At 39.2% G+C, this 12,805-nt stretch carries 10 protein-coding genes; 1 reads left to right on the forward strand and 9 read right to left on the reverse strand.

Going from position 1 to position 12,805, the window contains the following annotated elements; genetic code table 11:
* Positions 1–302 precede the first annotated feature (302 nt).
* From OQJ75_RS07405 to OQJ75_RS22580, 9 genes are all read right to left on the reverse strand, one after another.
* Positions 303–1,895 (reverse strand): DUF2357 domain-containing protein, encoded by a 1,593-nt coding sequence (locus OQJ75_RS07405; RefSeq protein WP_265972183.1) that lies wholly within the window; start codon positions 1,893–1,895, stop codon positions 303–305.
* A gap of 3 nt (positions 1,896–1,898) precedes the next feature.
* A complete protein-coding gene (locus OQJ75_RS07410; protein ID WP_265972181.1) occupies positions 1,899–3,779 on the reverse strand; it encodes an McrB family protein in 1,881 nt (626 codons plus the stop codon).
* Entirely contained in the window at positions 3,776–4,837 is a 1,062-nt protein-coding gene (locus tag OQJ75_RS07415) for a DNA cytosine methyltransferase (protein ID WP_059021832.1), read from the reverse strand. The genes OQJ75_RS07410 and OQJ75_RS07415 overlap by 4 nt, the downstream gene beginning before the upstream one ends.
* A complete protein-coding gene (locus tag OQJ75_RS07420; RefSeq protein WP_059021830.1) occupies positions 4,812–5,948 on the reverse strand; it encodes a DNA cytosine methyltransferase in 1,137 nt (378 codons plus the stop codon). The genes OQJ75_RS07415 and OQJ75_RS07420 overlap by 26 nt, the downstream gene beginning before the upstream one ends.
* 217 nt (positions 5,949–6,165) lie before the next feature.
* On the reverse strand, positions 6,166–8,718 hold the full coding sequence (mobF, locus tag OQJ75_RS07425) for a MobF family relaxase (protein WP_265972179.1): 2,553 nt from the start codon (positions 8,716–8,718) through the stop codon (positions 6,166–6,168).
* Entirely contained in the window at positions 8,705–10,441 is a 1,737-nt protein-coding gene (locus tag OQJ75_RS07430; protein ID WP_265972177.1) for a type IV secretion system DNA-binding domain-containing protein, read from the reverse strand. The genes mobF and OQJ75_RS07430 overlap by 14 nt, the downstream gene beginning before the upstream one ends.
* Positions 10,441–10,743 (reverse strand): hypothetical protein, encoded by a 303-nt coding sequence (locus OQJ75_RS07435; protein ID WP_059021824.1) that lies wholly within the window; start codon positions 10,741–10,743, stop codon positions 10,441–10,443. Before OQJ75_RS07435 ends, OQJ75_RS07430 begins: the two co-directional genes overlap by 1 nt.
* Positions 10,744–10,915: 172 nt before the next feature.
* Complete coding sequence (locus OQJ75_RS07440; protein ID WP_059021822.1) at positions 10,916–11,278, reverse strand: hypothetical protein; 363 nt, start codon at positions 11,276–11,278, stop codon at positions 10,916–10,918.
* Positions 11,279–11,287: 9 nt separating this feature from the next.
* Positions 11,288–11,479, reverse strand: a complete 192-nt coding sequence (locus OQJ75_RS22580; protein ID WP_167542302.1) for an AlpA family phage regulatory protein — start codon at positions 11,477–11,479, stop codon at positions 11,288–11,290.
* A 554-nt stretch (positions 11,480–12,033) separates the two neighbouring features.
* Here OQJ75_RS22580 and OQJ75_RS07445 point away from each other — a divergent pair.
* Positions 12,034–12,774 (forward strand): RNA polymerase sigma factor, encoded by a 741-nt coding sequence (locus OQJ75_RS07445; RefSeq protein WP_265972173.1) that lies wholly within the window; start codon positions 12,034–12,036, stop codon positions 12,772–12,774.
* The last annotated feature ends 31 nt before the right edge of the window (positions 12,775–12,805 follow it).

Here is a 12,805-nt window from a genome sequence, read left to right on the forward strand (position 1 = left end):
ATCTATCTCTTGCTCCAAACAAATCTCTTGCGTAACAACCTGCTCAACTTACTCATCCGGATTTTCATTATTGTATCCATAAAAAAAGCCCCTAAAACTAGGAGCTTATCTTGATCTAATCAACACTGTTAGTTAATCAACACTGATTCAGCTAATGGCTATTCACAGCGTGTTACTGACAAACTGTTATTCAATATTCTGGATCTGAATATTGATTAATTTTATTTTTTCATTATAAAACAATTGCTTATGATTTGTTTTTTTGTTTTATATAGATATTTGCCACCACTTATGTCACCAGCTCATGAGGATGGTAGAATTGTTTTCAGAACGTTGGCTAGTTCATCTACTTTTGCCCGAGGGTTTAGTGAAATAACCCCGAATTTAAATTTATCAACATATGCTGGATTAAAGAAGATCTTTGGAGATGACTCCTTCTTCCAGTCACTAGAAGGAGCGGAGTTAACCGAAGGTGAAATTAAGTATGCACCAACCACTTTTCGCTCTATAGAGCCCCCATTATCGCTAACAATAGCATCTCTATACATATGCGAAGAAGCTATAGCATCATTTAGAGCTCTCTCTACACGATACTTTGCATCTAGCACTACTATTGATCTACATGAGGCTGTACATCGTATGGATATATCAGGAATCATTGTTCTTGAATAAGAACCGATATCATCGCTAGCTTTCCAGTATTCATCGTAGCTTTTCTGAAAATGAAGTGAAAAATTAGAAAAGGCAACCTCCACGACAACATTACTCTCGGCTAGAGGTGTTGAACTTTTTTTGATTGAATACAATGTTGGAGTATGACCTAAACTTCTACAAGCACTAATTATTCGATAGTAGCACCAGATTTCATATAACTTGTGAGTTTGCGCTATTGGCATGTTTAGAAAGTCCCCAAAAGACTTGCCTATGCCCATATTAATTTTTCTTTGGAGATCAAAAAATTTTCTGTATTGCGGAATGGATGTAAAAATGTGGGTTGGTTGGATAAGTAAATCACCCAAATCACTTACGCTATTAAAAAAACCTTCTTTCAATAAACTTTCAATTGAAGAACTTAACTTGAAAGCTCTCTGTGCCCATTTTAAGAGTGTCTTATTACCTTTTGACTTTTCTGATCTGCTTCTTATTTTTCTCCCGATAAATAAAAGCCAAACTGACCAAACATTTAAACACTGCTTGATACATCTATGCTCATAAATGTCAAGCTCACTATGGGTAACGACTACCGGTAGTTTAGTTGGGATGAACGTTTCTTTAAACCTCATCGAACCATGGATACTATGCGCTTCAGTAATCCTTGTAGGGTCGACAATTCCTGATAGCTTACTTGGATCTTGGTATTCTACTTTATTCCTCAGATAAGAAACTGGACTATCTATAATACGATTAATGCAAAGGCTAATTGCATTGAAGTTTGATCTTAGGTGTTCAAGTTTGGTTAGTGGGGTAGAGTAATCTATACCTTCATCAACGCTGATTCTAGACTCTCCAAGAGAAAAAAGTTCAGATGATTCTTGGAGAATTTGGGAGAGCATAATCTCAAATTCGGAATGTGTTAGTTTGTTCCTAGATGGTGATAATACTAGATTTTTATTGAATAATAACTTGTTGTTTTCATACAAATCAAAATCAATTGAACCAGCTATAAATCCTGTTTCCCACTGCCATAAGTCAGTATCAGGCGACTTTGGTCTTAAGGCGAGTATCTCAGAGTCATCAATAAATAAAGACGTTTCTTTTGTCTTTCTAGTATAACCGACCTCTATTTGATAACTTTTGTTCTCATACAACTCTGGTTGAATATCAGTTGATTTGCTTGGCCAAATTCTTAAACTTTCATTCGTATTCGAATCAATTAAATCTATATATTTAATCATTGGCTATCGGAATGCCTTATATGCTCCAAAATCATCTAATTGATCTTGGAGTGAGCCAACAAATTTCTGACATAAAGGAAGCTGAATAGAAAGTGAATTACTCACGAAAAATGAGCTTAGTTCTTCCAGCATTTCTCGAGAGCTTTCATCTCCCTTGAGTTTTTCAATAACTCTACTTTTTATTACCCGATCTAATTGAGAGCTATAGTCGATATCCTTTTTGGATTTTACTTTTTCCATGTAGAGAATAATTTCTTCTATGACTCTATTTGTCAATCGGTTGTTACCTTTATTTAGTATATCTGTTAAAGTGCAAATGAACGTTTTTAATTCACTAATAGTGCCTTTTAGTTTAGAGATCTTTTGAGCTAAAAATAGAAGGAATTCCTCGGTATTATTAGCCTGTAGATCAATAACTACTGCTCGATCAAGAACCTTATCACTAACTGGCGTAGTTGACTCATCAACGTTGATTGTCCCAATTAGGTATAGATTTGGTGGTAGAACTATTTTCTCTGGAATTACTCTTCCTTCAGGAGAAATTACTCCTTCTCCTCGAGAGTGTAATTCAAATTCTTCTCTAGACTCCATCGCAGATAATATATCTGAAAAATAATGCTCTACACGAGCCAAGTTCATCTCATCAAGACACACAAAAATAGGGCAACGTGGGTTCTCATAAGCCGTTAGAATCGCCTTTAAAACAGGAGGTACGATATAATGGTTAGACATTACATCAAAGTATCCCATTATTTGGCTAGGGTCCGTCCAGTTCGGCCTTACCGGACATATAAATAGAAGTGGATGTTTGTCTTCTAAACTATCAATTTTTGATACAGCTCTAGAGTATGCTCTAACTAATAAAGTTTTCCCTGTGCCAGAGGGGCCCTTAATAAGGACAAAGTGCTTATCAGGGTGAAAAGTTAGTCCTAAGTGAAACTCTTCAATAGTAGATTTTTCGTAATGACCACCCAGTGATTTTATCCTAGAGAAAATATCATCAAGATCAGTAGAGTCTAGATCTACATTGAAACTTTCGTAATCCCCATATCTCTCTTCTTCCACTGTTAAGTCTGAGAAATAGTATGAGATCCAGTCATCTTCATCATCAGTATCATAAAAAATAGGTGGATTTAATAAGATATGATCTATCGCATTTAACGCATGTGAACAAAGGTTTCTAAAACCATCAGAGTCTTGTGTTCGCTCAATTAAAAGTCCACCCCATCCTGCAATCGAGAATAAAGGTGCAATTCTCGCGGATGTCTGTTTAGTTATAACAGAATGACCAAGCTCTGAATCAAGAGTCTTAGAGTTAGCATAATCACCTTGAATTACTTCTCGAGCTGCTTTTATTTTTTCTATAGCTTCATCGATTTCATCATCTGATTCGACTTTGATTAAAACACGATTTACTTCTTCAAAGTGTATCTTGTTGCCTAGAGAGCGCATTGCTTTCCAAAGTAGAAAGTAGGGGTGAACATTAGGAATGCTCTCCCCCTTTCTTGTTGAATCAATAGGATTACTATACTGGTACCGAGAGAGTATCTTTACGACTGAAAAGGAAGTTTCTTTTAGTTTGCTTTCTGCGAAAGATTTTATGGAATATTCTAGGTTTTCGATATCAGTGCTAAGTTTGGAGTGCTCAATCTTATGATCTCGAATAAATACAAGCCCTAGTCTTTCATATAGTTTACGATAAGTTCTAATTCTTGAATCAGCTTTTCCGCTATATCCATACTTTCGAATTTCATCATAGTCTGTTGATAAAGTGCCAGATGGGATATTCAAAATATCTTGTAAATGAGACCTTAAATCTGAATTTATATGTATGTCAAACTCCGGAAATTCAGTGGTGTCTCTATCTGACATTGGCCAAGTCATGCGGCAACTCCCTTATCTTGAACAGTTATATTTTCGTCTAGTAAAGATTTTATTTGTTCTGCAATACAATTTGAAAGTTTAGGGGGCACAGCATTTCCTATTTGTCTGGCAACTTCTACTTTTGTACCAAAAAATTGAAAGTCATCAGGAAAAGTTTGCAACCTAGCGCCTTCTCTTAGAGTTACAGTTCGATCCTCTTCTGGATGCCCAAACCTACCTCGAGAAAAGGAGTCAAACCTTGCTGTTATCGTTGGAGCAACGCTGTCCCAAGGCATTCTACCATAGGTATCTAGATGCCTATGTGAGGAATTGTTTTTGTGGCAAGCTAGTTGCAAATGATCAGGCAATGAGTCTCGACCTTGTCCAGCAGTGATACTTCTGATTCTCTCTAAGTTAAGAGCCGATAGTTTGTCAGCTTTGTGATTATAGGCATGTTCTTCTTCAACATACTGTAAATCAGATATTGCATCACGAACAGTAACAGGTCTCTGCTCAAACTTAGGAATTGGCTCTGGGAACTCAAACGTACAGTCTATTTTATGTTTGTTGACCCCGATTAGGAATACACGCTTCCTTGCTTGAGGAACACCAAACTTACTCGCATCAAGCTTTTCTGTATAAAACTCAAAGTTTGCCCCTAAAGTTTCTTTTAAACTTTTGAGAACTTCTTCGCCTCTCTTTGAGAGTAAGCCAGATACATTTTCCATAACGAAAACATAGGGATTTAATTGGCTTACTAGTCTTGCATACTCTAAAACCAAATAATTTCTTTCATCGGTATCACTTCCTCTTCTTTGGATGCTGAATCCTTGACACGGAGGTCCACCAATCACAACATCCACAGTCTTATTTCTACCGATTTTTTTTAGTATATCGCTGCCATTTAAATTGTAAATATCAACAACTTCAGCGTGATTTCCTAAGTTGTGGTTATACGTTTTGATTGCTTTTTCATCATTATCTGCGGCAAACAGAACCTTAAATCCTGCCTTTTCAAAGCCGAGTGACAAGCCTCCAGCTCCGCAGAATAAGTCAACTACATTGAAAGATGAACTCATCGATTGTTCTACCTTGCTTTATGAAAGAGATAAGAGTGCTAAAAGAGTTGCCTATAGGGCTATCTATGGACCGAACTAGTCCTGTAGTTTGTTCATTTTTAAAACAAAGGGCCATATGTTTAGCTAAGGACTCAGAAAACTTAGGAGGCACGGCATTCCCAATTTGTTTATATTTGTCGTCGAAAGGCCCTTCAAAATAGAAGTCATTTGGGAAACTCTGTAATAGAGCAGCTTCTCTTACGGTTAACCCTCGATCTTGTTCTGGATGCAAAAAACGTCCACATGATGGGGTTCGGCACCTTGCTGTTATTGTTACAGAAGGTTTATCCCAAAATAATCGGCCATAAACATCAGAAAAACCGTTTACCTTATCAAGACATTTTGGTCCAACACCTTTGGGCCTTGAGCCACCATCGACAGGAACTTGTTTGAAAATCTCAATTGTGTTTTTTCTGTGGCTTGAAGTTATATGCATCGCGTCATCTTTGCACTTTTCGCCAGCTGCCAGTTTTGGTAATGTTTCAAGAACATCTCGTACGGTACTGAATTGCTCTCGATTATACTCAACAGGTGGAAGTGAAAATTGTTTATCTTTACTAGCAACGACTACGGCCCTGAAACGCTCTTGAGGAACACCATATTCAGCCATGTTAACGATAGTTGATAGTGTGTTGTATCCGTGAGAGTCTAATAGTTCTTTTGCTGCTTTGTAATGAGGCCAATGTTTTTTGGCAAACAAGTCTGGTACGTTTTCAATTACTATAGCGTCAGCATTACACTGAATTGCTAATTCTACATATCTTGCGACGAGACTATTTCTATCATCTAACCTCTTATCCTTTTTTTTGTGTGAGGAAAAGCCTTGGCATGGTGGGCCACCGACAAACACTAAAGGCATATTAGACTGGATATTGAAAGTACTTTTTAGTACTTCAGAAGATAAGTCACTGATGTCTAGCTGCTTTGGTGTTATACCAAAGTTAGTTTCATAAGAAGAGTTAGCATGCTCATCAAAGTCGATAGCACCAATTACTTTATAAGTATCCTTTAGTTTGTGAAAGCCGTATGAGAGTCCTCCACAGCCAGAAAAAAGGTCAAGTACCTGAATCATTAGTTAAACCGCTGTTTTTATATACAGTATCATTATAGCCAAAAAGGATTGATATTTAATCAATCCTTTTCGACTTTGTTTGAGAATTTAATGTTGTTTGCTATCAATAGGTTAGATTTAGCTAGTCTATAGTGCCGCAATCACATCCTTTATAGGGGTGTTAATGTACAGTAAATCCTCTAACTTTTCTACGAGGCAATTGGTGGAGCATCAACCTTCAACCGATGGAACCAGTATTCTCTATCTCTATACAGGTTTTTAGTTCCAGTAAGTGCTCAATTGCCAAGGGTGTAAAGAACTCTTGTTTGAGTAGGTTCTCTAAAGTAGATTGTCTTAGTTCCTCAGTGAGCTCTGAGTGTTCATCGCTGGCTCTTGCACGCTCACTTATTTCGGCTTGATTGACATAGATATGAGATTCATCTTTATGGCGGCTCAGAGCGACATAAGTCTCTCGTTGCCCCATTCGGCCTGAATACAAAGTGAATGTATTACCGTCTATAGTCGTACCCTGAGAGCTGAAAACGGTTAAAGCGTAAGCATGACAGAGATTTAAGCCTATATGGTCACTATATTCTGAAGCTCTAAAGGACACGATACGTTTATCATCAAGTTCAATTGAGAGCTTTGTATCACTATCACTTAATTGCGAGATTTTTTTAATGGTGCCTAAAGTTCCGTTTGAAACTTGAAAGCGTCGATACTCATTACGGCAAAACTTAACCCTATCACCCACGGAATATTCATACTTAAACTGCTTGTCAGCAACACTGCAAGTTAGTTTGATATTTTCCGTCCCCACTTTGCCCTCACGAATGTAGATCTCGCGAATTGCTTTACTTAACTTTTTAACGTCTTTCCATTCGCGAGCTATCACCAAGGATTGCTTTTCAGGGTGAGTCATTTGATACTTTTCCCAATCGCTTACCAGCTGCTGAATAGCTTCTTCGTTAGTCTCAGCCCAATGCACGCAATTATGGTCATCAAGCGTTACTAGAGCTTGTTGTGAGCGTTTATCTCGAAGATTTACGACTACTTGTTTTGCCCAATCTTCGCGCTGGCGGCGGATTGTTTCAATCCTTTGGGTACCGAGAACTTCCGGTCGAGAGAGAAAGCGTAGGGCACCACCGCGATTGATGGCATCAAGCTGCTTATCCTCACCTGTTAGAATAACTTTGCAGGTTGATACTTTTGCTTCGTGTAGAAGTTGCTGTAAGTCGGTGCTTGGGATTAGTCCAGCTTCATCAACTACGAGTATATCAATGCCCCTTAGTGGATGCTTATTACCATTGATAGATGAAACCAGTGAAGCAATGGTTTGAGATTGAATACCTGTTTCATGCGTTAGGTTGTCAGCTGCCTTTTTGGCAATACACGCCCCTCTGATATTCATACTTCTCTTTTCATACGCAATCTTTGCAGCAAGCATCAACGTTGTTTTACCTGCCCCTGCACTACCTTGAGTGATGGACAGATCACCGGAACACAAAGTGTAGTGGATGGCTTCTTTTTGTTCTTCATCGAAACAGAACCTAAGCTGATTCTCGGCTAGGTGGATCGCCTCACTTACCTCCGTTAATTCAATTTTGTGTGAAACTCGCTTCGCCAATGTTTTAGCATCATTAACCATAAGTTGTTCACATGATAGAACATCCAGAGTAGTGAACTGACGCGAAAATGCGTTTTTAGGCTGCAATGCTATTAGATCTTCACTCCGTTTTGCCAACCGTGTTAGATTTTCTGCTTGTGCAGCATTGTGGCCGTTGTGGGATGCTACAACAGCAATAACTCTGTAAAGTTCTTGCTCAGTGAAAACAGCTTTATTGTTACTGATTTCTGACAAGATGGAATCGAGCTCTAGCGGAGAAGGCGGTAATTCCTTTTCGCGATTCGTTAAACGTTCAATGTAAGACTCTGATAGTCCATATTTTCCAAGTTCACCTTTCCAGCTCTCCAAAAGCTGACCTCGCACGACATTTTTTTTCGCTTTTCTGGTGCGAGTTTTGAACGATGCGCCTTGCTTACTAGAACTACTTTGTATCCCTGCTTTTTTTAGCTCATAGTTAATCTCCTGGGCACGGCTAGAAAAGGCATCACATGCTTTCTTTGACACGCCTTTGAGGTGAAAGGAGTCTCCATCAGGTTCAATACTAAACCCAAGTTCTCGCAGTTGGTAAGCGAGCTCGGCCCTATAAATCGCACCACATGCCATCTTTGAATGATAAAGACTTTCAGAGGCTATTGCTCCCCATGAATCATCCATACGAGGAGCTGCATTCAAAGCTAGCAGATGAGTATGTAGCTGAGGTTCTTCATTTCTGTTAGTGCAGTGATTAAAACAAGCAAAGATGAGGCCAGCAGTGGGTTCATATTGCGAAGACGTGTTCCCTCGGCGTGTCAAAGCAACTTGTTGTTCCATAAATCTAATTGTTCTTTGTACAGCTATATCTATAGCTTTCTCTATGTTTTGTCTTAGCTTGTGTGATGAACTAGCCCACGCAAGGCTGACGCTTTTGGGGGCGCTAAGTGTGCAGTCCCATGCAGCCCGACGATTATCTTTTCCAGCGTTTTGGACCAAAGCTTCACCAGAGGGAGAAAACCCAGTCATTAGCATGTTGTAGTCGTCATCCCTAATGGTTTTATTCTGTAATCCAAATATCTTAGAACCAAGGCCATACCAGATGCCTTTAGGCTCGCCATGGCCAGAGTAATAGTCTTCTTTTGCCAAATCGGCGTAATAGGCGATGTTGTTAACGGGACTAATTGACATCATGGTTTGAATTCCTTTTGTTCAGTCTATTTGTCTGGCTAGCTGTCAGAGGCTTCGAATTGATACTGGTTAACCACTTTGCTGGGATTTTTTTGGGAGCACTTATTATGTCTTTAAACAATGGCCACCTCAGCTTGTAAGCCGATCTCCACCCAGGTATTTGCATGTAACCTTCAACACCTTTCTGTGTCGGTTGACTCAAATGAATAAGATCTGATTTTCTAACAAGTGGTCGCTCAACCCTTGTTCCGATGCGCTTGCGGTGTTCGTAGTTAGGAATTTCGGCTTCGTATTGGCCGAATATGTTTGCTGTTTCTTCAGCATCTTGCCCCACAGCTCCCATTCGAAAGGCGATAACATTAGACAGCAGGTTCAAAATTGTACTTGTTTCATCTTTTCCGTAGATATCATGGAGCTGTGAAATAGACTGTGTACAAAGAACAGTTCGTGCTCCGTTAGCTCGTGCAAGCTCTAACCATTTTGAAATACTCGGATTTCGAGGAAGGTTGGCAAACTCGTCAATGAACAACCATGTTCTTCTTTTCGATGAGTAGCTTTCACTTAGGTAGTGCTTGGTCATAAATGAAATAATGGCATTACATAAAGGCTCTCCAAGGCTTTGATATTGACTATCTGCTTGAATGATGACGATATGCTTTGTGGCATCTGTCTTTACCCACTGACTGAGACTAAATTCTGCTTTCAAGTCTTTGGGCCATGCTTTTGCTAGATCCTCAATCCAGCTAAGTTTGCTCATTATGTGAACATAGAAGCTTTGAGTAGTTTTTGAATTCGGCTCAAGTAAGCTGCTCACCAAAGGGTAATGCTCTACAAATATGGAACGTGCTACTTCTGGGGTGAACGTAAGTTGTTTGTACAGATCACTCCATCCCCATGTGCTACTTTGTTTATTGATTAATTTCATCAACATACTAACGAGGATGATTCTCGCCCCCTGATCCCAAAGTGGATCTACGTTCGCAGAGTTAGGAATAAGGGATTGTGCGAATAGCTCTGCATCTTGCTTGCTTTTAATATCGTGAGAAATATTCCACTTTGCCCCTCGCTCATCCCATGGAGCTATCAAGACGCTTGTTTCCTTACGATAAAAGCTCTCGGTATATTCACCTTTTTCATCGTAGATAACAGCATTGTCTCCGCGTTCAATTGCTTGCTTAACCAGAGGTTTGAATGCGGTCGATTTTCCAGAACCAGTCGTTCCGAGTATGAGGAAATTGTTCTGCTCTCTCGCCAGAGTGATTTTAATTTTTGGGTGAACATTGACACCAGCAGACGTAATGCCGCTTAGCCTAAGATCTTTCTTATGCATGTTTAAAGCATGATTGATGGCTTTTTTTCCCAAGTAAAGCTTGGGGCCACTCACATGAGTCAATTGTTTTGCCGCCTCTCTATCCTTGATGCAAAACAGTACAAAAAGTAGTGACACCGAAAACGATGATAAGAATGGAGTTAACACATATTGAGTGATGATCTCAGTGCTTTCTAACTGAATCATGCTTTGCCATAAATCTAGTGATGTTATTGGTGCTGCGTAGCTGTTTAAACTAGATAGCCAATCTAATGACAAAGATATCAAAGTCACAACACTTTGATTAGTTGATACAGCCCAGTAGGTACTTATCGAAACACAAGTAACAGGAATCGAAAGAATTATGCTCAAGACGAAGGCAATTAGAGCGGTATTTGTGCGAGTTTCTGCGTGCATTACTTTCCCTTTGAAGCTAGGTTTGAAAGGTACTTCTTTTTTGCTTGTAAGCGTTGGTTTTCATCTAACCCGGCTATTGCAGAAACCATTTCGAAAATTCGTTTTTCTAATCGCCGCTCGAGGAAGTCTATTTTCTCGTTTGTGTCTTGTTGGTTAAGTTTGTCGTCGACAATTGATCGAATGAAAGCCGAGTTATTCATATTTTTATCTTCCGCTGCTTGGGAAACTCGGTTATATTGATGTCTCGTAACACGTAAAGTTATTGTCTTTTCTGTGTTCGGTTTTTTCTTCGAATGCGTCATTTTTCTTCCTTATGGTGTATTCAATGTAAACACTCTGAATTTGTTAGGTTTTTTTGCGGAAAACCTAGACAATGTATTCAGAGTGTCACACACGCCAAGTCATTGTTTCTATTGGCATTAACTCTAATTGGGTTGTATTGCAAAAGCAGAGCTAGCGGCGTTCAGGTCTGAGTCAATCTTTGCTCAACAGAAGCGAGCAAATAAACTTCCATTTGAGCGTTCCATTGAAAGGGCGCTTATTTATTTTTGCTTCGTTAAATGCAACGATTAGAGGGTAGCTAGGGTTTACTCCTTCTAATTCTTTAGTGCCAGACCTTCTAAGTGACTCAATATCATCAACTATCCTCAGCATCTCCAGAGTGCTTTCAGCGCTTAGGGTATTAGCTGTATGTATGGGGGAGCGACCTGTATATTTTCCTATGGCTAGAAATGCATTAAATGCTCTTTCCTTTGTGCCTTGTTGGATATCTAAACCTTCAAGCTGTAAATCAATAGCTATCTTCAGGTCTTTTTCGGTTTTGGATGATGTTTTCATAAAGCTTCCTTATTGAGCGTTTAACCAGTTCTGAATGTCGCTTGTGCGCCATCCAACAATTCTTGGACCTAAAGTAATTGGAGCGGGAATCACGCCAGATTTCCTATAGCGCCACAATGTGGAAAGGCTTATGCCTAAGGCTTCGGAAAGCTCATTTGCTCTGATGAAAAGGCGTGTTTTGTTTTGAGTATTAATGTCCAATATTCATAGTCCTCTTAATTCGTGTAGGGTATTAACCTTGTCCAGTTGAGATGAGGCAACTACCCCCCTCACTTATCTATACCGATGATGTCTTCGATAAATGGGATATGCCTAAAAATTAATTATCCCGCTTGTCGGAGAAGATCGGAGGTGTTTAACCCTTCCTCTCTTATCTATACCGATGATGTCTTCGAAAAATGGGATATGCCTAAAAATTACTTATCCCGTTTGTCGGAGAAGATCGGAGGTGTTTAACCCTTCCTCTCTTATCTATACCGGTGGTGTCTTCGAAAAATGGGATATGCCTAAAAATTACTTATCCCGTTTGTCGGAGAAGATCGGGGGTGTTTAACCCTTCCTCACTTATCAATACCGATGGGGTCGTCAAAAAAAGGGACAGGATTGAAAATTTCTTTAGCTGAAGAACTTTGAAGTGCTGTTCACATATTCATTTGTGATGAAGTTGGTGAATTTAGAGGACAAAGTCTGGTGCAATGGTTAGCTAAGTGATATTGATATCATTAATTTAGATTTGAATTTAATGTGGTGTAACTATGACGGCTGTCTCTCATTCAGCAACAGATAAAGAACTATTCGAGCTTAGCGTAGGTGGGAATTCTGAAGCGTTTAGCATATTGGGGAAACGCTATGACCCAAAGCTGAAAGCTATTTTCAATAGGAGCTTCAAATCAATTGAAAATAGGTTGTCTTATTCAGTTGATGCTTTGTTTGAAGACTTTAAGTCGATGGTTCTAGCTGACTTACTTATTAAGCCAATAGCAAGCCTGAGTTTTGATGAGAATGGTTCGATTGGCGGTTTGATTGATACAATCGCAAGAGATAGGGCGCATAGTATGTATACACGTACTGAAAACCACCGCTCAAAAGACAGCACCGCAACTAGAAAGAAAAAAGCTCTAAGTGAGATGCAATCGAATGTTGAGCATTGTGCTCAATCTGAACAATCCACAGTGACTAAAAGAAAAAGCTTGAAAGGTAGCTTTGATTTCGGCTTTTCGGAGTTCGACGAGAACGAAATTGACGGCTTGAGCACTGAAGATCCAGAGATAGAGTTTCTTGCAGAGGATCTTAGAACAAAGATATTTGATGCTTTTACTATGGAACAAAAGAAAATTATGGAGCTTCGTTCTCAAGGTTATACTCAAAAGGAAATGGCTCAAGCTACGGGTTTAACACATGACCAAGTGAGGACGCAGCTTAAGAAGATAGACTCAATATTGGATGAAGTTAAAAGAGATAACCCTTATAACTTGTGTTTATCTGAGCCTAAATAGATGTTCTATCGTAGTGCGGCTAATATTTGAG

Source organism: Vibrio sp. 14G-20 (assembly GCF_026241515.1).
Lineage (GTDB): Bacteria > Pseudomonadota > Gammaproteobacteria > Enterobacterales > Vibrionaceae > Vibrio.

What these genes read in the sequence shown, in the direction of transcription:
- mobF (WP_265972179.1), bottom strand. Translation starts at nt 8,718, where the DNA reads ATGATGTCAATTAGTCCCGTTAACAACATCGCCTATTACGCCGATTTG.
- OQJ75_RS07420 (WP_059021830.1), bottom strand. Translation starts at nt 5,948, where the DNA reads ATGATTCAGGTACTTGACCTTTTTTCTGGCTGTGGAGGACTCTCATAC.
- OQJ75_RS07445 (WP_265972173.1), top strand. Translation starts at nt 12,034, where the DNA reads ATGACGGCTGTCTCTCATTCAGCAACAGATAAAGAACTATTCGAGCTT.
- OQJ75_RS07410 (WP_265972181.1), bottom strand. Translation starts at nt 3,779, where the DNA reads ATGACTTGGCCAATGTCAGATAGAGACACCACTGAATTTCCGGAGTTT.
- OQJ75_RS07405 (WP_265972183.1), bottom strand. Translation starts at nt 1,895, where the DNA reads ATGATTAAATATATAGATTTAATTGATTCGAATACGAATGAAAGTTTA.
- OQJ75_RS07415 (WP_059021832.1), bottom strand. Translation starts at nt 4,837, where the DNA reads ATGAGTTCATCTTTCAATGTAGTTGACTTATTCTGCGGAGCTGGAGGC.
- OQJ75_RS07435 (WP_059021824.1), bottom strand. Translation starts at nt 10,743, where the DNA reads ATGACGCATTCGAAGAAAAAACCGAACACAGAAAAGACAATAACTTTA.
- OQJ75_RS07430 (WP_265972177.1), bottom strand. Translation starts at nt 10,441, where the DNA reads ATGCACGCAGAAACTCGCACAAATACCGCTCTAATTGCCTTCGTCTTG.
- OQJ75_RS07440 (WP_059021822.1), bottom strand. Translation starts at nt 11,278, where the DNA reads ATGAAAACATCATCCAAAACCGAAAAAGACCTGAAGATAGCTATTGAT.